At 38.1% G+C, this 20,336-nt stretch carries 19 protein-coding genes and 1 pseudogene; 4 read left to right on the forward strand and 16 right to left on the reverse strand.

What is annotated here, in order from left to right:
- Window positions 1-2: 2 nt before the first annotated feature.
- From RB214_RS10440 to RB214_RS10470, 7 genes and pseudogenes are all read right to left on the reverse strand, one after another.
- Window positions 3-329, reverse strand: a complete 327-nt coding sequence (locus RB214_RS10440) for a YbaB/EbfC family nucleoid-associated protein (RefSeq protein WP_002962306.1) — start codon at window positions 327-329, stop codon at window positions 3-5.
- Window positions 330-389: 60 nt separating this feature from the next.
- Window positions 390-2,915 (reverse strand): DNA polymerase III subunit gamma/tau, encoded by a 2,526-nt coding sequence (gene dnaX, locus RB214_RS10445; RefSeq protein ID WP_309166678.1) that lies wholly within the window; start codon window positions 2,913-2,915, stop codon window positions 390-392.
- 3 nt (window positions 2,916-2,918) lie between these two features.
- Window positions 2,919-3,464 (reverse strand): adenine phosphoribosyltransferase, encoded by a 546-nt coding sequence (gene apt, locus RB214_RS10450; RefSeq protein WP_002962303.1) that lies wholly within the window; start codon window positions 3,462-3,464, stop codon window positions 2,919-2,921.
- 171 nt (window positions 3,465-3,635) lie between these two features.
- Window positions 3,636-3,758, reverse strand: coding sequence for a hypothetical protein (locus tag RB214_RS10455; protein WP_002962301.1), 123 nt, complete (start codon window positions 3,756-3,758; stop codon window positions 3,636-3,638).
- 72 nt (window positions 3,759-3,830) lie between these two features.
- A complete protein-coding gene (locus RB214_RS10460) occupies window positions 3,831-4,583 on the reverse strand; it encodes a putative DNA-binding domain-containing protein (protein ID WP_309166684.1) in 753 nt (250 codons plus the stop codon).
- A 36-nt stretch (window positions 4,584-4,619) separates the two neighbouring features.
- Entirely contained in the window at window positions 4,620-5,477 is an 858-nt protein-coding gene (locus RB214_RS10465; protein WP_024596352.1) for a DUF692 domain-containing protein, read from the reverse strand.
- Window positions 5,478-5,550: 73 nt separating this feature from the next.
- Window positions 5,551-5,877, reverse strand: a pseudogene (locus RB214_RS10470) (hypothetical protein); the annotation flags it as partial.
- A 227-nt stretch (window positions 5,878-6,104) separates the two neighbouring features.
- On the opposite strand from RB214_RS10470, the gene RB214_RS10475 reads away from it, so the two are divergent.
- Both RB214_RS10475 and RB214_RS10480 read left to right on the forward strand, forming a co-directional pair.
- The gene (locus RB214_RS10475; RefSeq protein ID WP_165742767.1) at window positions 6,105-7,085 is read left to right on the forward strand and encodes a tRNA-dihydrouridine synthase; all 981 of its coding nucleotides are present in this window, start codon (window positions 6,105-6,107) and stop codon (window positions 7,083-7,085) included.
- A 61-nt stretch (window positions 7,086-7,146) separates the two neighbouring features.
- Window positions 7,147-7,473: a hypothetical protein gene (locus RB214_RS10480; RefSeq protein WP_024603666.1), complete on the forward strand. Its 327-nt coding sequence runs from the start codon at window positions 7,147-7,149 to the stop codon at window positions 7,471-7,473.
- A gap of 16 nt (window positions 7,474-7,489) precedes the next feature.
- Here RB214_RS10480 and RB214_RS10485 read toward each other — a convergent pair whose 3' ends face one another.
- The 9 genes from RB214_RS10485 to pyrC form a co-directional block, all read right to left on the reverse strand.
- A complete protein-coding gene (locus RB214_RS10485; RefSeq protein ID WP_165742766.1) occupies window positions 7,490-8,533 on the reverse strand; it encodes a hypothetical protein in 1,044 nt (347 codons plus the stop codon).
- Between the two features lie 61 nt (window positions 8,534-8,594).
- A complete protein-coding gene (locus tag RB214_RS10490; protein ID WP_165742765.1) occupies window positions 8,595-9,854 on the reverse strand; it encodes a lipopolysaccharide assembly protein LapB in 1,260 nt (419 codons plus the stop codon).
- 11 nt (window positions 9,855-9,865) lie between these two features.
- Window positions 9,866-10,483, reverse strand: coding sequence for an energy transducer TonB (locus RB214_RS10495; protein ID WP_007583869.1), 618 nt, complete (start codon window positions 10,481-10,483; stop codon window positions 9,866-9,868).
- Window positions 10,483-10,887 carry a biopolymer transporter ExbD gene (locus tag RB214_RS10500; RefSeq protein WP_002961710.1) on the reverse strand — a complete coding sequence of 135 codons (405 nt, stop codon included), beginning with the start codon at window positions 10,885-10,887 and terminating at the stop codon, window positions 10,483-10,485. Before RB214_RS10500 ends, RB214_RS10495 begins: the two co-directional genes overlap by 1 nt.
- Window positions 10,888-10,901: 14 nt before the next feature.
- Window positions 10,902-11,426, reverse strand: coding sequence for a MotA/TolQ/ExbB proton channel family protein (locus tag RB214_RS10505; RefSeq protein WP_002961709.1), 525 nt, complete (start codon window positions 11,424-11,426; stop codon window positions 10,902-10,904).
- Window positions 11,426-12,790 (reverse strand): MotA/TolQ/ExbB proton channel family protein, encoded by a 1,365-nt coding sequence (locus tag RB214_RS10510; protein WP_002961707.1) that lies wholly within the window; start codon window positions 12,788-12,790, stop codon window positions 11,426-11,428. Before RB214_RS10510 ends, RB214_RS10505 begins: the two co-directional genes overlap by 1 nt.
- A gap of 6 nt (window positions 12,791-12,796) precedes the next feature.
- Complete coding sequence (locus RB214_RS10515) at window positions 12,797-13,567, reverse strand: DUF3450 domain-containing protein (RefSeq protein ID WP_024590812.1); 771 nt, start codon at window positions 13,565-13,567, stop codon at window positions 12,797-12,799.
- A 1,069-nt stretch (window positions 13,568-14,636) separates the two neighbouring features.
- Complete coding sequence (locus RB214_RS10520; protein WP_002961702.1) at window positions 14,637-14,840, reverse strand: cold-shock protein; 204 nt, start codon at window positions 14,838-14,840, stop codon at window positions 14,637-14,639.
- A 436-nt stretch (window positions 14,841-15,276) separates the two neighbouring features.
- On the reverse strand, window positions 15,277-16,329 hold the full coding sequence (pyrC, locus tag RB214_RS10525; RefSeq protein WP_309166718.1) for a dihydroorotase: 1,053 nt from the start codon (window positions 16,327-16,329) through the stop codon (window positions 15,277-15,279).
- A 291-nt stretch (window positions 16,330-16,620) separates the two neighbouring features.
- Here pyrC and RB214_RS10530 point away from each other — a divergent pair, with 291 nt between their 5' ends.
- Window positions 16,621-18,990 carry a GGDEF domain-containing protein gene (locus tag RB214_RS10530; protein WP_197098508.1) on the forward strand — a complete coding sequence of 790 codons (2,370 nt, stop codon included), beginning with the start codon at window positions 16,621-16,623 and terminating at the stop codon, window positions 18,988-18,990.
- A 410-nt stretch (window positions 18,991-19,400) separates the two neighbouring features.
- Window positions 19,401-20,288 carry a LysR family transcriptional regulator gene (locus tag RB214_RS10535; protein ID WP_024606531.1) on the forward strand — a complete coding sequence of 296 codons (888 nt, stop codon included), beginning with the start codon at window positions 19,401-19,403 and terminating at the stop codon, window positions 20,286-20,288.
- The last annotated feature ends 48 nt before the right edge of the window (window positions 20,289-20,336 follow it).

The raw sequence follows: 20,336 nt of genomic DNA on the forward strand, positions 1-20,336 counted from the left end.
ACTTAAAACGGCATTTTCATACCTGGTGGTAATTGCATACCGCCAGTTACTTTACCCATACGCTCTTGTGTTTCTTCTGCAACACGGCGAACAGCATCGTTACATGCTGCTGCAAGTAAGTCTTCAATCATGTCTTTGTCGTCTTCCATCAAGCTTTCATCAAGCTGAACACGACGTACATTGTGGTTACCAAGCATAGTTACTTTAACTAAACCTGCACCGGCTTCACCAACAACTTCAAGAGTTGCTATTTCGTCTTGGGCTTTTTGCATGCGATCTTGCATTTGCTGCGCTTGCTTCATCATGTTGCCCATTCCACCTTTAAACATAACTTTCTCTCTTTCTTTTAATACATTAATTAACATGAACATAAGGGCGATTGTAAGTAATTACAATGCCTGAATACTGTTTTCGTCAATTTCGGCGCTAAATACTTGCTGAAATTGTACTATGTTTTCATCCGATGTGATCACATCGATTGCTTGTTGATGGCGTCCTGCATCTATTTTTTGCTGAATAAGATAAGGAGAATCAATAACTCCCTTAGCAAAATTAATACTTAACGACACGTTATGCTCATAAATACTCGACAATGCGGCATCTAATCTTTGGCGAAGCATCGGTGTATCTAAATGCTTTTGTGATTCATCAACGTCTATATGTAAACTGTTGCCTTGCTTGGTAAATATTGAATGCAACGCAAATTGGCGCATACGACCACCCAGACCCATACGTTTAATTAAATAAGCCCATTCATCTTGTTGGTGTGCAAACCTAATTTCACTAATTGGACTTTGAAAATCATCAGGCACGGGAATGCTAATTTCCTCGGGCGCTGCTTCAGGTACTTTTTGAGGATTTATTTGCTCAAGTAGCTCTGGCGCTAAATTTTCGGTAATTGTTTGATGTTTTTCTTTAAAATCAACTTTTCGTGCTGGTTTTGTATTAGCGTGACCATGTGCCTGGCTTTCGCTCCCTATTGGTGGGAGCTCATGCTTTTTTTCACTTGCACCTGCACTATCATTTACCCAAGGTGGGGGATCGCTAGGTGCTACGTTTGTAACGCTGTTGAGCTCGTTTGTATTTTCAGCGGTGCTATCTTGGTTAACACTTTGAGCTTTAGGCATTCTTGGCTGGTGTTCAGGCTTTTTAGCGGGCGCTTGGTTTGGCTGCGCTGCTACATTATTTGCAGAGGTGCTTGTACTCTTGCTTGATAACCTACCCGCACCGGATATGTTTCTGTCACGTAAAATACGAGCAATGGCAGATTGCGCCTGCGCTTCTTGTTCAGCTATTGGCGTACTTGCATTGTGATTTGTTAAGGGCTCTGGTGAAAACTCTGAGTTTGCAGTAGGTGCAGGGTTAAAACCCTGATCTACAGCGCTACTCATTATATCGTCAAATTGCGAGGCCAGCGTTTGTTCAGCATCACTATGGAGCATATAAGCTTCATCTTCACTTTGTCGCTGGGCTTGAGCATCTGAAACAACATTGGTTTGTGGTTGCTCTTTAGCTAAAGCCTGTTGCTTTGAAGCGTTTTCACTTTGTTGAACTGGTTGCTCTACTGCAACTTGGACAGGCTCATTATTACTTTGCACGACTTCATTATTTGATGACTGAGCGGCAGGGTTAGCTGAAGGCTCTATCTCAACGGTTTTAGGCTGCTCTGCATTGCTAACTGGCTTAATATTATTTACTGGAGCACTGCTTTGGCCAGCTACGGTGTTTTGCGATGTTTTATTTTTATTTAATATATCTCGCAGTGCATTTGCGCGGCCTTGTTTATTTGGGGCCGGCACTTCGTTTGCTGTGTGTACAGTTTGTTGCACATCTGAAGGCTTAAATGCTAATAATCTTAGCATTATCATTTCAAAACCTAAGCGAGGCTCTGGTGCCCATTGTAAATCTTTTTTACCATTTAACAGTAACTGATAATAAATTTGAATTTGTTGTGGGCTCGTATGTTGTGCAACATGAGCAATATAATCTACATTTTTTTCATCTAGCCCTGCCGCTTCAGGTACTAACTGGGTTAGTTGTGTCAAATGCGTAAGTGCAATTAAATCATCAAGCAATGCCACATAATTAGGATTACGACTTGCCACCTGCGCAATCTCATCCATTAACGCAGCGCCATCTTGTGCAAGTAATGCTGCAAGCAAGCTTTGGCTATAATGAGTATCCATTAAACCAAGCATTGTTTGTACTGCTTGATTATTAATATCACCATTTGTTTGCGCAATAGCTTGGTCGGTTAAGCTAAGTGCATCACGCATACTGCCATCAGCGGCTTTTGAAATAATGCTAAGTGCATCGGTATCAAAGCTAAGCTGCTCTTGAGTAAGTACGTGTTCAAGCTGTGTTTTAATTTCACTTTGCGACAAGGCATTTAAGTTAAATTGTAGACAGCGAGATAATATAGTAACTGGTAATTTTTGAGGATCGGTGGTCGCCAGTAAAAATTTCACATGCTCTGGTGGCTCTTCAAGCGTTTTTAAAAGCGCGTTAAAGCTGTGCTTAGAAAGCATGTGAACTTCATCGATTAGGTATACTTTATAACGTCCACGCGTTGGTGCATATTGAACATTATCAAGTATTTCGCGAGTGTCTTCTACTTTTGTACGAGAAGCCGCATCTATTTCGAGTAGGTCAATGTAGCGCCCTGCTTCTATATCCAAACAGCTGCTACATTGTCCACACGGATTTGCAGATATACCTTCATCGCAATTTAAGCTTTTAGCAAAAATACGTGCAATGGTGGTTTTACCTACACCGCGGGTTCCAGTGAATAAATAAGCGTGATGCAGTCTATTTTGCGTAAGCGCATTTACAAGCGCTTGCTTAACATGAGACTGCCCAACCAATTCATGAAAGGTTTGAGGACGCCATTTTCTCGCTAGAACCTGATAACTCATCGATTACTCGCCTTCGAATTCAACCAATTTTAGGATTTTAATACCCATTTTTTTGATGCGCTGCTCGCCACCAAGTTCTGGTAGTGATACAACAAATGCTGCATCTGTGGCTTCGCCACCTAGTTTATTAACTAACTTAGCAGTGGCTTCAATTGTGCCGCCAGTTGCTAATAAGTCATCAACTAATAGTACTTTGTCGCCAGGTACAATTGCATCTACATGCAGTTCTAGCGTGTCTTCACCGTACTCAAGTAAGTAGTCTTGACGAATAACTTCGCGTGGTAACTTACCTGGTTTACGTACTGGAATAAACGGAATGCCTAACGCGTAAGACAATGGCGCACCAAAAATAAAACCACGTGATTCTGTGCCTATGATTTTAGTAAAGCCCTGATCTTTATATTCTGCGATAAACGCGTCAATAGTTGCTTTAAAGGCTTCTGGATTTGCCATTAAAGTGGTTACATCGCGAAACATGATGCCCGCTTTTGGATAATCAGCAATTGTAGTTATGCTGTTTTTGATAATTGCTGGTGTTACTTGAGTCATAATTTTAACTGCTCAATTGTTTATATTACAAAGCAGGTGATTATAACCTTAACTAACCTTTAATTGCGAGTTTGGCGTTATTATAAAAGAAGTATTAAATATGAACGGGGTAATTAAAATAAAGTGGTTCAAGGCTGAAGTTAGCAACAGCCTTAATAAACGCTATACATTTTACGTTAAGCTAGTGATCCAGCCCAATATTGCATTTAAACAACCAATCCCTGCAAATACAGCTAAAAAAGCAAGAAAGTAAGTAGCGTTGAACGGATCTTTAAAGTCTTTATCATCTGACATTGGTACAACCTTTTATTAAGCACGGCAAATAAGGCTGCCATAATAGACGATGTAAAATCATCAATAAAGACCTTAGTCTTGATTTTTTGTCACAATAACACCGCGTTCAACCATAGCATTAAGAGTAACCAGTGCACCTTGAGCAATTTGCTCTGCATTAAATTGTGGCGCATGAGCTAATACCTGTTGGCAGACGTTGTCAAATGTCGCGCCTTCGCTTGCCTCTATGATTGACAATAGCAAAGCTGTCATCGCATTCGTAGCTAAAAATTGAACGTCATCATCTTCATCTCTATATACAACAAAATAATTAGGCTGAGGCGATGGCTCTTTTGGTTTAAAGCGATTGCTAATATTTTGAACCGGAAATTGATAACTTAAATTTCTTGCCGTTTTCGATAAATATAAAGCTGAACTAGTAAGCGCTGTTGTTTGTAACTTTTTCTCTTGCTCATCTTCGTGTGCAATGGATACATCTAGCTCTACCCATTCATAATGGGCAAGCTCTAGCATAAACACGGGATCGTATTTTTTCATTTTATAATCACTTGATAAGTAATTAATAAACTCCCCTGCTATGTCTAAAAAGTACGGCGAATGACAATCATATTCGCTAAAAAATTGGCGTACAAGGGCTTGCCATTGCTTCTGGGTATATAACGTTTTTAATACCGGAAAACCTGATGATATAAAACCTTCAATGTTATTAAAAAATAGGTCGCGATAAATAGCCATACGCCTGTCTTCGATACCACTGGGCTTTTTATTTTTTTGAGGCTCGCGAATATGCGCCATAAATTCGTTTTGTATTTCAATAAAGCTCATAACTAGGCACTCTTTTAATGTTGATAAAGGCTTATATTAAGCTCGTTGTTTTGAAACAGTTGAATCAAAGTGTTTAGCCTGTAGATCATGAATTATATCTAACTCTTTGGTTAAAACATTCATGGTAGGAATATTAAAATCGCGCTCAAGCAAGGTTGGAAATACGCCATGCACTTCGTATGCTTTATCGAGTAGCTCCCAAACAGGATCAATCACATCAGCGCCATGTGTATCAACAATTAAGTCATCAGCCTCATTATAATGGCCAGCAACATGCCCATAGGCTATACGATTAGAAGGTAACCCAGTTAAAAATGCTTGCGCGTTGTAGCCATGATTTATCGAATTAACATAAATGTTATTCACATCAAGTAAAAGTTTGCAGTCAGCTTGCTCTAAAATAATATTCGTAAATTCAAGTTCTGATAATTGCTGTCCAGGCGCGCCATAATAGGAAACATTTTCTATCGCAATTTGCTGCTCTAGTATGTCTTGAACTTGTTTAATACGAGGAACAACATGTGCTATAGCATCTTGTGTAAATGGAATGGGCATTAAGTCATACATATGCCCTGTACCGGAGCAGTAACTTAAGTGCTCACTAAAAATTTTTATATTGTGCTCTTCAAAAAACACTTTTAAAGACTTAACAAATTCAACATCAAGAGGTTCGGGAGAACCGATAGACAGTGATAATCCATGACACACAAAATTATTAGCATCGGTTAATGTTTTAAATTGCTTTTTAAAGCGTCCACCCAGTTTTAACCAGTTCTCTGGCGCAACTTCTAAAAAGTCTACTTGATTAGGTACATGCTCAAGCAGCTCATCAAGCATTTCTCGTCGTAGGCCAAGGCCCACCATCCCAAAATCTTTACTTTGAGTTTGTATCATAACTACCTCTAACTTAACAAAAAAGGGCCTTAGGGCCCTTTTAGCATAACTTATTTAGAATAAGATATTAACGGCCACCACATTTACCTTCGCCGCACTTACCTTCTTTTTTACCTTTTGCATCGCCGCCACATTTGCCTTCGCCGCATTTGCCTTCTTTTTTATCTTTTGCGTCGCCACCACATTTGCCTTCGCCGCATTTACCTTCTTTTTTATCTTTTGCGTCACCGCCACATTTGCCTTCACCGCACTTACCTTCTGCAGCATCTAATTGGTAACCTGTTACTAGTTGTTGAAACTCAAATGGGTTAGCTTGTACATCTGCAGATACAAAACTTGCAGAGCCAACTACTACTGCACCTAAAGTTAACGCGATTGTATTTTTTTTAACTGTATTCATTTTATGACTCTCTTTAATCAAGGATTGTAAATCTCAGCAATAAAAATGTATTTTTAAATTGCTTGTATGCTTAAGTAGACCCGTACAAAAATAAAAACTTTCATTTATTTTCATAATATTTACTTTTGCAATTTATACATCAAATATGGGCGGTAATTACAGATTTATCAATGTGTGATTTACAGGTAAACTATGCCTCCAGTTTTTTTATCAAAATTAATCTCTTTATGAAACTTGTTTTAGCGCCTATGGAAGGTGTCGTTGATTTTAAAATGCGCCAATTACTCACAGACATTGGTGGGTTCGATTTGTGCGTCACAGAGTTTGTAAGAGTGGTTGAAACATGCTTACCTGACAAAGTTTTTCATCGATTTTGCCCTGAACTACATAATAATGGATTTACACGAGCAGGTACTCCTGTGCGTGTTCAATTACTCGGTCAAGAAGCAAATCCGTTAGCCGAAAATGCAATAAGAGCAATCGCATTAGGGTCCCATGGGGTCGACCTAAATTTTGGTTGCCCAGCAAAAACAGTTAATCGTAGCCGAGGGGGGGCTGTACTGCTTAAAGACCCTGACCATATGTATACGATTATTAAAGCAGTCCGAGATGCTGTAGATGATGAACATGAAGTAAGTGCAAAAATTCGCTTAGGCTTTGATGATGACAGTAACAGCCAAGAAATTGTTGATGCTGTGGTAAGTGCAGGTGCAAATAGTGTAGCTATTCACGCCAGAACCAAACGAGATGGTTATAACCCGCCAGCTTATTGGGAAAAAATTCCACCAATAATAAAAGGTAAGAATATTGCCGTTGTTGCCAATGGTGAAATTTGGCAAGTAGAGGACGCAATGCTTTGTCAAAAACGAAGTGGGTGCACTGATTTAATGCTTGGTCGTGGCGCCCTTTCGCACCCTGATTTAGCAAAAAAAATTAAAGCTCATGTAAATAATGAGCAATATGATAGCCTTGAGTGGGAGCATATTATTTATCACTTAATTCACTCAGCTATTCATCAAGACCCCGCGAAGGATGAAAAATACTTTGCTTCACGTACTAAACAATGGCTTGGTTATCTAAAACGCCAGTACCCGCAAGCTATCGATTTATTTGACGAAATCAGACGTTTAAAAAGTAAAGAAGATGTGGCTAGCGTATTAAATAAATATGCCAAAGCACCTCAACTTGATTCAAATCATAACGACTAACTTAAAGACTCTAGATAATATCAGTATAACGTAAAGCCCATTTAATAAGGTTGTACTGATAATGCATCATCAAAAAAGACTTAACGATGAAATAGCACAAGTTAAATTAAATATATTAACCATGCTTTCTAAATCAGCTTACCCTGCACATCACCATTTAATACAAATTTTAGCTGATACAGCAAATAATGAATGGTTAGACTGCGCAGCAGAGAAGTTAGGCCCTGAGTATGCACTTTTAATCAGTCGCATGACCAAACTAGAAGCCGCACTAAGTCAAATAGAAATTGGCCAGTATGGCTACTGCTGTGATTGTGAAGAAAAAATATCAGCTAAGTCACTTGAACTAGACCCCGCAACTCAACGGTGTACAAAGTGCGCACAATAAGCGCACTTTCAAATCATTATATAATGTGTTGTATAAAGCTAAATGATTGCCCTGGGTAGAGAATTATATCTTCAACCAAGTACTGGGCCTCTTCTGGACTCATTTGTAGGCGCTTTATAAGGTTTACCTTTGCTTGAGGCAAAGTCCACGCATGGTAGTGAATACCTATATCTGATTCCATCATCGCAAGCATCAATGTTTTATCTTTATTAGACATATCCATAGCGCTCGCCATTGCAGGTAAGTCTTGATAGTTAGCCTGCCAATCTAAGCCTTCTATTAATTTTTCATCAGATAAATACTGAACTAAAAACGATTTTTGGTGAGAAGTTGGCAGCTTACTGTCGAATGCAACACGATCTAATACTTTTATTTTTTCGTTTAAAAGAGTAACCCATTCTAACGGTGAATGTACTTCGCCACTAAAGTAATTAAGTTTGCTCTGATACCACTGAGTGCCATTTGGCAGACCTCTTAGACCCACACTTCCTCTTGGCTTATAACTAGCTAAATAATCGCTAAAAGCTCTTATATGGCTTTTAAGCGCTGGTTGAACATGGTTACTTGCTATCGCACTTAATACATAGCTTTGTAACAATGTAAGTTCAACCTTGTTCAGCTTTAAATTGCTTTGTTGAGCACTGTCTAGGGTATCTTGGGTTAACTTGAGCCAAGTAATAACATTATCCGGTGTGTTTTTTGAGCCTTCAAAAGCGAGCATGTTTTCTAAAACATTTACTTGGGCTGGCCAATTAAAGTAGCGTTCAGGGAAACGCTCTGCAATTACCAAATAGTTTACTTGCGCAATTTGATTTAGATTAAGCTCCATACCCATTAGGCTCTGATAAATAGTATGGCGTTTTGTTAAGTAAGCATCAGAGAAAACCAATTGATCTTTTTCAATGTTATTGCCTTTAGTAGCACCTGTTTGTACAAGCGCCATGTTTAAAGCTTTTAAAGCGACTTGTGCGTCCTCAAACGACTCATAAGGTTGAGGCTGCTTTGAACATGCAGCTAAAAATAGGCACAGTAGTGATGATAAAAAGAGCTTTTTATACATAGTAGTTCCAATAAAAAAAGCCCCAGAGGGGCTTTTTATAAGTTGCTTAAGCTAATTAAAATTAAATTTTAACACCGTTGCGAGCGGCTTTATCTTTAATATATGTAGACCAACCTTTTGCAAACTTACGTGTGCGAGGGTCATCCATAGCTTTAGTAATTGCAGCATATGCTTGCTTATACTTACCTTGGTAGTAATACGCTTCAGCTAAATCTGAATAAATTGTGCCTTTTTTGTCAGAGCCAAGCTCTAATGCTTTGTTCAAGCGAACAATAGCAGCACTGAATTTTTCAGATTGTAAAAGTAATGAACCAGCTTTGCGGTAAAGCTCAGCGTCGTCATCAAATTTAGCAGCATCTTCGTAGTACTTAGCAGCTTTTTCTAAATCTTTAGAACGATGGTAATTACTCGCAATCGCGCTAACATTCTGCTTTGTACGTTTTACTTTTTCACTCTTAATGGCCTTTTCTAGCGTTACAGCTGCTTTATAAGGGATCTCATTTAGAGAGTAAAAGTTAGATAAGACTTTATACTCAACTTCATTTTCAAAGTAACCATTCTTGTATGCAACTTCCATAGTTGCTAAACCTTTAGAATAATCTTCAGTTTGTAGGTAATACTTACCTAAGCTAACCCAAGCTTTTTTATCATCAGGCCATACACGAACAATTTCTTCGCCAATTTTAACCATGTTTGCATAATCTTTAAGCTCAAAGTATGCGCCAAGTTTTAATTGGTAAGGGCCTTTGTTAGGCTCTTTTTGAAGTTTTATTGCCTTATCTGCTGGTTCAAAAACATCACGGTATTGCTCTAACTGATAGTTAGCTTGAGCAATACGTGTATAAACCGTAGGGTCCTCTTCACCGGTAAAGTCCATCCAAGCTACATATGCTTTTTTAGCTTCTTGGAACTTTTCTGTACCAGCGTATAAGTCACCTAACAACTTAAGAGTTTGTTCTTGATCAGCAAAGTTTAAAACATCAGGTGCAACGGCTTGCTTAGAGTACTTGATCGCTTCGTCATACTTTTCTTTTTGAGCGTACATGCTACCTAAGTAACGATTTACGGTCGCTTTATCAAAGTCATTCGAAGGCTCGATTTCTCTAAGCAAAACAATTGCTTCATCAACTTTTTCTTCGTTGTACAAATCAAATGCTTTAATTACTTTTTTACCAGTACGCTCGCCCATGATTTTAGTTTTTGCTTTTTTACGCTCTTCAATCTTTGCGTAATCCGGCGCTGCTAAAACAGATGCACTTAAAGTAGCACCCGACACAGACATAAGAATTGCAAGAGCAGTTACTTTAGAAAAATTTCTCATTACTCGCCTCCTTAATTGCCTTGGTTAAGTTTAAAGTCTAATTGAACTTGTAAACCTGGTTGTTTCTGTGGTTTTCCGTCAATGATCTTAGGACGGTACTTCCACTTACGCAGTGCACGTTTAGCTTCACGGTCAAAGATACGTTTCGGATCTGCGTCAATTACTTCAACGTCAGTTACTCCACCTAGCTCATCAATTGTGAATGAAAGTTGAACCCAACCTTCTTTACCATCACGTGCTGCTTGCGTTGGATATTTTGGTTCTATACGAACGATAGGTGTCGCATCACCATCTCGTCCAAATGCACCAGGACCACTTAGTCCACCTGCCGAACTACCAACATCAATGCTTCCCATATTAAATGACATAGCACCAGGATTTGGATTATTATTTTCCGGCTGTGGCGGCTGCGGTTTAGGCGGCTGCTTTGGCGGTGGCGGAGGAGGAGGCGGTACACGCTTCCTCTCCTGCACCTTAGATTCAGGCGGATTCGTCATTATTTCGACTATGATCTGCTCTTTTTGTTCCGTATTACGGTCAGCCCCACCAGAGATGAGGAATGCCATGAAGTAGAACAAGCCGAAAGTAACTGCCCCACCTGCAATCAGTGAAAACAGAAAACGAATCATTACTGATCTCCAGCTATTGAAATTCTCAGGTTATCACCCGTCGCTTTAATCTGGTCCATAACTTTAACCACTACGCCGTGTTTTGCTTCTTTGTCAGCTTGCAAAATTACAACTTCAGTAGGTTGTTCTGCTAATAAACTTTCGATTTTTGCTGAAATACGTTCAACATCAACCTGCTGTTTATCAATCCAGATCTCGCCGTTACTACGAATAGCAATAAAAATGTTAGCATTTTTTTGCTTAGTAGCTTGAGCCGCTTTAGGTTTATTGACCTCGATACCAGCCTCTTTAACGAACGATGTAGTTACGATAAAGAAAATAAGCATGATAAATACGATGTCAAGCATTGGCGTCATATCAACCGCTGCTTCTTCTTCTTCACGAAAACGTTGTTTACGTGCCATATTTAATTCTCTCTCTAGTGATGAGGCATACTATCAATAAGTTTGGCTTTCACCATTTTAGCTTTTGTCTCAAGACGTGAGCTAAAAAATACTCCAGATAATGCCGCAACCATTCCAGCCATTGTTGGGATTGTTGCCATTGAAATACCTGATGCCATTAAACGTGCGTTACCCGTACCCTGGTTGGCCATGGTTTCAAAAACCGAGATCATACCAGTAACAGTACCAAGTAAGCCTATTAAAGGACAAACAGCTACTAATGTCTTAATCAACAACATACGCTGATCTAATTTTTCAGACGCTTCAGAAATCCATGCTTCACGGATTCTGTGTGCGTACCAAGACGTAGTGTCTTGGCGGGCATCCCACTTTGCTACAATTTCTTTCGCTGTGCGAGGAAATTCTGCAAGTAGGAACCAATAGCGCTCAATCATTAAAACCCACATAAGAAAGAGTGCTATCGCGACCACGTATAAAACCTGGCCGCCTGTGCCAACAAAATCCCTGATAGATTCCCATATCTCCATCAGGACTAGCATTAGGCTTTCTCCTTCTCCGCGTGAGTAGCAACGATACCCGCGCTTTGCTCATCAAGGATGTGTAATACCGACTTACTACGACCAGCTACAAGAGCATGAAGTAGAATTAGTGGTAATGCAGCAATTAGACCTAGCGCTGTAGTTACAAGTGCTAGAGAGATGTTACCTGCCATGATCTTCGGATCACCCGTACCGAACAATGTGATTGTTTGGAACGTTAAGATCATACCGATTACTGTACCTAGTAGACCTAGTAACGGTGCGATTGCAGCAAGAATCTTAATTATATTGATACCAGCTTCAATGCGTGGCGTTTCACGTAGAATCGCTTCATCAAGTTTAAGCTCAAGGTTTTCAACATCTTGGTTCTTGTTGTCATGGTACACTTTAAGAATACGACCCAGTGGGTTATTTGTATTCGGTGTAGCAACATTTTTAAGCTGGCTCTTAATCTTACTAGTAGTAAGTGTAAGGTCAACAAAGCGGATTAGAGTAATTAGCATACCTAGGCCAAGTAAAGCCGTGATGATATAACCAACTACGCCACCTTGATGGAAGTATTCCATAAGGGTCGCTTTTTGAGTGTTGATACGTAAGATAGCACCACGAGTCGGATCTATGTAAACACCAGCGTAGTTATCTGGTGATGTATTTTCTAGAGCCGTGATACCGTCTAAGATATAACCGTCTGGTTGCTTACCTAGAGGCTGGATAGACTTAGTCTCTGGTGAATAAATTAAGTAACCATCGTCTGTAACTAAGTTAAAGTTACCGATACGTGTTACTTTTTTCATTGACGGGTTACCGTCAAGACCAGCAACTTCAGTTTCAAAAGTTGAAACTTTAGCTGATTCTGTCATTTCAGTTTGAAGTGAAATCCAAAGTTCTTCAAGTTCGCGAACTGTAGGAAGTTCTTTAGCAGCGGCTAACGAACGTAAGATTTCAGCACGACCTGGTTTTTCAGCACTAACTAGTGACGCTTCGATAGAACCGATAGCATCTTGAGCTGCACGACGTACAACACCAAACATCTCACCTAAAGTACCTTGGGCACTTTGAAGAGCTGCTTCTTTTTCAGCTAGCGTATTTTCGTTTTGTGCATATTGCTTAGCTAAGCTTTCACCACGAGACTTCTCAGAAGCAAGTTGGCTTTTAGCTTTGTTAAGTAATGCTTGCTTGTCAGCACGTTCTGATAAGAACTCTTGCTCACGTTGCTTATTGATTTTACCTTCAGAGATACGCTCTTGCTTTACTTGCTCAAGAATTTTATCTAGAGCTCCAGTATTTGCATGTGCATTAAGCGCGGTACCTGCAGAAACAGTTAGTACTGCTGCAACAGCAAAACCTTTAAATAGTTTCTTCATTATTGATTACTCCGCGCCAAAGATAGGTAGTTTAACAAGTTCTAATGTCGCTTGCTTACGCGCCATACGAATAACTTCTTTAACAGGTTTTAGGTATTCTTCGCCTAATTCTTTCCACTGTTTAGTGTTGTTATCCCACACCCAAGCATGTTTCAAGTCAAAAGACTGAGCAACGTAAGTGATACGACCTAACTGGCCGATATCAACGTTAATGCTTTTACCATCAACTTCTAGAGTACCTTGTGAAGCAGATACAAGTGAGCTGTATGCTGTTTCAATAGTGTAAGCTTCAAGTACTTGACGGAATTTTTCAGACGTCGTTACAGACGCAGAAACCATGATCTCACGTAGTCTTTCAACACGTCCTAAACGCGTTTCAAGATTAAATGGAACGTCCGCTTTGATGAATTGCTCAAGCGTATCGATCATGCGATACATCAAAGGCACAACGTTTTGTTTAGTGTTATCAATAGTCGCGATTTGACGATCAAACGATTCAATTGAAGCGTTTTGGCTATCAACCAAGCGCGACACGTGATCGTTATACACTTTCATAAGTTCAGTCTCATCAACAACGCTACGGTACTCAGCGATTAGCTCCTGAGTTTGACCATATACATTGTCAATTTTAGTTTGAGACTTAACCGCAGCCTTTTGAATTTGTTGACCTGCTTTTTGCACGTCATTCAAAGGATCTGCAATCACATTGCTGCTTGCAAATGCAAATGCGCCAACCAACGCAGTTGCTACAAGACTCTTTCTGATTTTAACAGACATAGTTCCCAACCAATTAAGTAATGTTGCTTTTATAATTTAATTATCCTCCGAGGAGAACAACCCTGATATCTTTTAATAGATATCAACCTTCCAATAATGCTAAATGCAATTAGCGCTGTCAACTTGATGTTTACTAATCTCAGTAAATAAATAGCTAAGTTAATGCTTAAACGAAAGTACCAGCCCACAACAGTTAACATTATTGCAACGAAGCTTTTTCTTAATATTTCTATTAAAGCCTTTTAAGGGGTGTATTTATTCGCATTGTACTGACATAAAACAACATTATTGCAACATTTAGCTAAGGCTGAATTCGCACTGAAAAAAAACTAAAAAAAATATAAATTGATATAACAAAAGTTATTTTTTACACGATTTTATCGTGTTTTATCGCCTCAGTTACACTTCATCTGAAAAAACAAACCATTTGTCGCACAAAAAAACAACACTGGATAATATTTAATATCGGATACTCACGCTTTATATACGTTACTTTTAAAACTATTTTAAAACGTGTTTTTTCATAAATAGTAATAATAAACTCAACAATGCATTTCTTTTAGCAGCATAAAAGCTTTTGATAATTAAACAGGTTGTATTTACCGCTTTAAAGTATTCTTTAATACTATTTTAACGTTAAGGTTAATTCAGTAATTAAGTTAATCATGAAGAGTTACCCTACTTTATTAGTAATACATTATAAATGAAGCTTTACGTTCACATAATAAAGTAATAGAAGCACCTAGAAGCCCTTATCAATGAGTAGCCTTCGTCACACAGAGTAAGCTTGAAACAGAATTTGCATGGATTGATATTGAGCATCGATTTTATTTAAGCTGGTATCAGGCCCATTGAATAAATTCTTATGAATGGTTTTTAAAAGTATTAGAGGATTGTTTTGTCCGTTAGATTATTAGTTGTTTAGCTTTGCAAAGATAGAATGTTTGAGTAGTTTTTTAAGTTTAAAAAAAGGAGAATTTGAGGTATGAAATAAATAGATTTAAGGAATGGGAATTATGGTGAAACAGAAACCTGCTTCACCAAGATGAACTAGAGTTCACATAATAAATTATGCTGCTTCTACGTTCTCAGCTTCAGGGCCTTTTTGACCTTGTTTGATGCTGAATGTCACTGCTTGACCTTCGCTAAGAGTGCGAAAACCAGAACCAGTGATTGCGCTGAAATGTACAAACACGTCAGGACCATTTTCTTGTTCAATGAAACCAAAGCCTTTAGCTTCGTTGAAAAACTTTACTTTACCAGTAACCGACATACTAAATTTTCCTGTAAGTCAATAATTAAAATTCAGCCATATTATTATGGCAATATCCTCCCTGAGTCAATGCTCAAAAATATGGAGGTACAGTACAGGAACAAGTAATAACCTAACCGGTAACCTTAAACGCAGCACAATATCCGTAAATTCAATACATAAAAACTCAAAGCAAGGTAAGATTAACACATTATATTTTTTTTCGCTCTGTTAATTAGGAATTATTTCTTAAAAATATAAATTTGTTTTAAATCGCCTTTAACTGACTAATTTACAAGCAAAAACTATAAGTATTATTGTAATATTTATTGCTGTAAGCGAGATCAAAAGCCACCTACAACCACCCTGTCATCGAATTACGCCTCAATAATATCAAAGCACAAACAAAAAAGCCGCATTAAAAATTAAGCGGCTTTAGATTTAAATATATTATTGGTTATTCGACAGACCAATCCATTGTATTTTCAGCTTTTATAGGCACAACTTCAGAGTCGCCCAATGTATAACTTGCAGGTACTTTCCACGGCTTTCTTTGTAATGTAATTGTATCTGTATTACGCGGCAATTCGTAAAAATCAGGGCCAAAGTGGCTTGCAAACCCTTCAAGCATGTCCAAAGCTCCTGCATCCTCAAATGCTTCAGCATATAATTCAATAGCGGCATGAGCAGTGTATGCACCAGCACACCCACAAGCAGCTTCTTTTTTATCTTTATAATGTGGTGCAGAGTCAGTTCCTAAAAAGAATTTTTTATTTCCACTTATTGCTGCAGCCATTAATGCTTGCTGGTGAATGTTACGCTTGAGAATTGGTAAACAGTAATAATGTGGGCGAATTCCACCCGCTAACATATGATTGCGGTTATAAAGCAAATGATGCGCTGTAATTGTTGCCGCTACATTGCTAGGTGCATTAACAACAAACTCTACTGCATCTTTAGTCGTAATATGCTCGAGTACAATTTTAAGCTCAGGAAAGTCATTTACTACATCTCCTAAAATTGTATCCAGAAATACTTTTTCACGGTCAAAAATATCAATCGACGAATCTGTCACTTCCCCATGCACTAACAGCAACATGCCTACTTCTTGCATTGCTTTTAAAACTGGATAAATATTTTTTACTGATGTAACACCCGAGTCAGAATTAGTGGTAGCGCCAGCAGGGTAAAGCTTAGCTGCTACTATTTTACCTGTCGCTTTAGCTTTTATTATTTCATCTGGTGTAGTTTTATCCGTGAGATACAAAACCATTAATGGCTCAAAGTTGCCTTGTGGATTTGCAGACATAATGCGTTCTCTGTACGACAATGCCGTATCTGTGCACGTTGCTGGCGGAACAAGGTTTGGCATAACAATAGCGCGGCCCATGTATCTGCTAATATCGCGTACAGTGTCTTTTAACTGGTAACCATCACGTAAATGTACATGCCAGTCATCAGGGCGAGTGATAGTAAGGGTTGTTACAGAGTTTGTATTATTACTTGTCATTACTTTGTTCCACGGCTGAATTTATCCGATCATAGGCATATGATGTTTTCGAGTAAAGATTTTATTAAAAATAAAGTTTTTATATGGATAAAATTACTGAGGTACTATTTAAAGCACAATGAGCAAATTCAATGTTATTAGCTTATTGTAATGATTTATGATTAATTAAAACTCGCTATATTAAAACTTTACAGTGTATGAAACCACTCATCGCTTTAATTTGTACAAAAACCCAAAATTAGGTTAACTTAACTGCGAATTTAAAAATAAAAAGAACAATATAAATTGCTTATGTCTTATAAAACTGATGCTACTAGAGCGCTTGAGATAAAAACTGATCAACTAAGTATCATTAATCAATTTTCATCTAGCCTATTGCAACTAGACACACTAGACGAGCTATTTGAGTATGTTACAACGCACGTTGTTAACCGTTTAGGATTTGTTGATTGCGTTATTTACCTTGCCGATAACAATGCTTATACATTAAATCAAGTTGCATCGATGGGTATTGCTCACGCCCGTGATAAATATCAAGCCGAACGTAAAGTAATACGTTTTAGTGAAGGAATTACTGGGGCTGTAGCCACAACTGGTAAAGCCGTAGTTATCGATGATGTAACAAAAGATAGCCGTTATATCGCAGATGAGCGCCCTGCCCAATCAGAACTATGCGTCCCTCTTATATATAAAGAACAAGTTTTAGGTGTTATTGATTGTGAGCACCCTATTAAAGGCTACTTTACAAACGCACACCTTGAAATTCTTACAACAGTTGCCCACTTACTCAGTGCTAAAATTAACCAGGTAAATACGGTAAATAACTTACAAAAAACAGTTGAGCAACTTAACAACGCACAAAAATTAGAAAATAGCTTATTACAAATAGCCAACCTAACCTACAAAGCTAACGACTTAGATACCTTCTTTGAAGCCTTGCATTCAATTATCAATAACTTACTTCGTGCTGATAACTTTTTTATCGCTTTATATGACAAAAAAGTAGATATACTTGACCTTGTTTATATAGTCGAAGAAGGCATAAACACCAAAACACATCAAAAAATATCTAAAGAACAGCTAAAAGACACTGCTTCATATTACCTACTGCAAACAGAGCAAACCTTATTACTCAATAAAGATGCCTTTCAAAGTCATATAGATAACGGTGATTTTAAAATGGTAGGCAGACAATCAGAGTCTTGGTTGGGTGTTCCATTTAAAACAAGTGATCGTATAAGCGGTGTTATTGTTGTACAAAGCTACGATAAAACACTGCAATACAACGAACACGACAGCGCTCTTCTAACTTACGTAAGTCGCCAAATAAGTATGGCAATTGATAGACAACTAGCCCGACAAGAGCTCGAGCATAAAGCATTGCATGACGAGCTTACCGGCCTTGCTAACCGCTCATTACTCATTGAGAGAATAAAGCATGCTATTTTACGTTTAACGCGTGCTAAAAAGAGTACTAGCCATGCCCTGTTGTATCTAGACTTTGACCGTTTTAAAAGTATTAATGATTCGCTCGGGCATGAAGTTGGGGACCACTTCCTTATAAAAATATGCGACTTGATTAAAGGTACAGTACGAAGCACGGATACATTTGCACGTTTAGGCGGCGATGAATTTGCAATTTTTATGGAAAACATCACGCATAAAAACCAAGTTAATGAAGCTTTAAACCGCATTAAAAACGCATTATCAAAACCTTTAAATATAGATAACCACTTACTCCAAGCATCAACGAGTATTGGGGTTGCCTATACAGATAACGTAAACGACAAAGCTTATATATTACTGCAACAAGCTGATGCTGCTATGTATGAAGCAAAATCCACCGGACGTGGTCAGGTAAAGTTTTTTAATAACACGATGCGTAAAAAACTTAAAACCCATGCCGATATAGAAAACGACTTACAACACGGTATTGAACACAACGAGTTTGAACTCTATTTTCAGCCAATTTTTACAATTAATACCAGTGAAGTTATCGGCTTTGAAGCACTTGTTCGTTGGCACCACCCTACAAAAGGGTTTGTACCCCCTAATGACTTTATACCGATAGCTGAAACTACAGGGCAAATTATAAATCTTGATTTACATTTACTTGATTTGGCGGCCCAGCATATTTCAAATTGGCACCAACAAGGCCATCGCTTTTTAAAAGTCACCGTTAACGTATCGTCACGACACTTTGCAAGCCTCGATTTTGTAGCGCAAATACATTCCATTTATAATAAGTACCAATTACCTCTAGGTTCTTTATGCTTAGAAATTACCGAATCTGGCTTAATAGAAAATCTAGAACTCGCCACTCAAATAATTGAAGGTCTTTCACCTTTAAAAGTAAAATTATGCCTTGATGATTTTGGAACAGGTTATTCAGCACTAGGCTACTTGCACCAACTGCCTATTCATATTTTAAAAATAGATAAAAGCTTTATTGACCATCTACAGGATTCTACTAACCCACTTGTTGAAGCCATTTTATCACTTGCGCAATCATTAAAACTTGAAGTTGTAGCTGAAGGAATAGAAACAGTTGAGCAATTAACTATTTTGCAATCCACCGCGTGCGACTATGGCCAAGGCTTTTTAAAATCAAAACCTGTTACTGCCAAAGAAGCCATATTACTAATTAATAAACCCTTATAAAAAGAGCCAGCGAGTAGGTCGCTGGCTTTGGTACTACGCATATACTCACCCATTGAGCTAAACTTAAGCTATAAGGCAAAACGACTCTAGCTTTTAAACCACAATCTAAATTATGCATTCAACAAATCTCACCTCATACCGTTATCAACATGGTTAAAACTCACGCTGAGCTAAAATACACAGCAATCGTTATATTTAAAATACAACATGAAGCAAACTCATCTAAAACTCATCAAACCAGTTTTAAAATGACTTTTATCATTACCAGCTCTAATATTTTCGAGATTCATAGCGATAAATTGCAATAAAACGCATTATTTTAGCCATCTAGACGTTGAAACGTTTTTTATATAGGCGTAGTATGTAATTAATCTGAGCTGAACTCACTTTTCCCATGAGAATTTTTAAAGATGATTGGTATTAAACATTTAAAAACCATAGCAACCCTAAAAGAAACAGGATCTTTGGTTAATACAGCACGAGAGTTATTTTTGACACAATCTGCTTTATCTCATCAAATCAAAGATTTAGAGAATAAATTGGATTGCCAATTATTTGAGCGTAAAACTCAACCAGTCCGCTTTACCCCTCAAGGAATGCTATTACTTGAATTAGCTCACGAAATATTGCCAAAAATGGAAGCGACTAAATGTCGTTTAAAAGAAAGCTTAAACCAGCCTATTTCTCAACTGCGTTTAAGTGTGGAATGCCATGCATGTTTTCATTGGTTATTACCTACTATTAAAGAATTTAATAACTTTTGGCCTGATATAAAAATTGATTATGAACGTGGCTTTAGTTACGACGCTATTCCTGACTTACTAAGCGATGAGCTCGATTTAGTTTTAACGTCTGACATACGCGAACCCGACATATTAGAATACGCGCACTTATTTGATTTTAAATTGAAGCTTATTGTGGCGCCGGATCATGAACTTGCTAAAAAAGCGTATGTAACAGCGCTTGATTTAAAAAACGAAACTATTATTTCATACCCTATTCCGCGTGAACGCCAAGATATATTTAAGCATTTCATTCAGAATGCTCGTTTTGACGGTACATTAAAAACGGTTGACCAAGGACTACTTATTTTTCAACTAGTAAGTGCTGGAATGGGCGTTGCCGCTTTACCTGATTGGCTAGTTACACCTTATGAAAGCCAAGGCTTAATTAAATCAATTCCTTTGGGCGCTCTTGGTCTTACTCGCCCTATGTATTTAGCGATGAAAAAAGACATGAAAGATAACCCTGTTTATCGTCACTTTTTAAATACCTGTAAGCTAAATAACGGTCGATAATCATCAATATAATAAGTAATATCGCTGTAATTAACTCTACAGCGTTTA

Origin of the sequence: Pseudoalteromonas sp. HL-AS1 (assembly GCF_031198785.1) — a bacterium.
Lineage (GTDB): Bacteria > Pseudomonadota > Gammaproteobacteria > Enterobacterales > Alteromonadaceae > Pseudoalteromonas > Pseudoalteromonas distincta.

Coding starts and splice junctions, on each gene's coding strand:
- RB214_RS10455 (WP_002962301.1), bottom strand. CDS start 3,758: ATGTCAGATGATAAAGACTTTAAAGATCCGTTCAACGCTACTTACTTT.
- RB214_RS10535 (WP_024606531.1), top strand. CDS start 19,401: ATGATTGGTATTAAACATTTAAAAACCATAGCAACCCTAAAAGAAACA.
- RB214_RS10510 (WP_002961707.1), bottom strand. CDS start 12,790: ATGAAGAAACTATTTAAAGGTTTTGCTGTTGCAGCAGTACTAACTGTT.
- RB214_RS10505 (WP_002961709.1), bottom strand. CDS start 11,426: ATGCTAGTCCTGATGGAGATATGGGAATCTATCAGGGATTTTGTTGGC.
- RB214_RS10465 (WP_024596352.1), bottom strand. CDS start 5,477: ATGATACAAACTCAAAGTAAAGATTTTGGGATGGTGGGCCTTGGCCTA.
- apt (WP_002962303.1), bottom strand. CDS start 3,464: ATGACTCAAGTAACACCAGCAATTATCAAAAACAGCATAACTACAATT.
- RB214_RS10460 (WP_309166684.1), bottom strand. CDS start 4,583: ATGAGCTTTATTGAAATACAAAACGAATTTATGGCGCATATTCGCGAG.
- RB214_RS10475 (WP_165742767.1), top strand. CDS start 6,105: ATGAAACTTGTTTTAGCGCCTATGGAAGGTGTCGTTGATTTTAAAATG.
- RB214_RS10530 (WP_197098508.1), top strand. CDS start 16,621: ATGTCTTATAAAACTGATGCTACTAGAGCGCTTGAGATAAAAACTGAT.
- pyrC (WP_309166718.1), bottom strand. CDS start 16,329: ATGACAAGTAATAATACAAACTCTGTAACAACCCTTACTATCACTCGC.
- RB214_RS10500 (WP_002961710.1), bottom strand. CDS start 10,887: ATGGCACGTAAACAACGTTTTCGTGAAGAAGAAGAAGCAGCGGTTGAT.
- RB214_RS10480 (WP_024603666.1), top strand. CDS start 7,147: ATGCATCATCAAAAAAGACTTAACGATGAAATAGCACAAGTTAAATTA.
- RB214_RS10440 (WP_002962306.1), bottom strand. CDS start 329: ATGTTTAAAGGTGGAATGGGCAACATGATGAAGCAAGCGCAGCAAATG.
- dnaX (WP_309166678.1), bottom strand. CDS start 2,915: ATGAGTTATCAGGTTCTAGCGAGAAAATGGCGTCCTCAAACCTTTCAT.
- RB214_RS10520 (WP_002961702.1), bottom strand. CDS start 14,840: ATGTCGGTTACTGGTAAAGTAAAGTTTTTCAACGAAGCTAAAGGCTTT.
- RB214_RS10515 (WP_024590812.1), bottom strand. CDS start 13,567: ATGTCTGTTAAAATCAGAAAGAGTCTTGTAGCAACTGCGTTGGTTGGC.
- RB214_RS10495 (WP_007583869.1), bottom strand. CDS start 10,483: ATGATTCGTTTTCTGTTTTCACTGATTGCAGGTGGGGCAGTTACTTTC.
- RB214_RS10490 (WP_165742765.1), bottom strand. CDS start 9,854: ATGAGAAATTTTTCTAAAGTAACTGCTCTTGCAATTCTTATGTCTGTG.
- RB214_RS10485 (WP_165742766.1), bottom strand. CDS start 8,533: ATGTATAAAAAGCTCTTTTTATCATCACTACTGTGCCTATTTTTAGCT.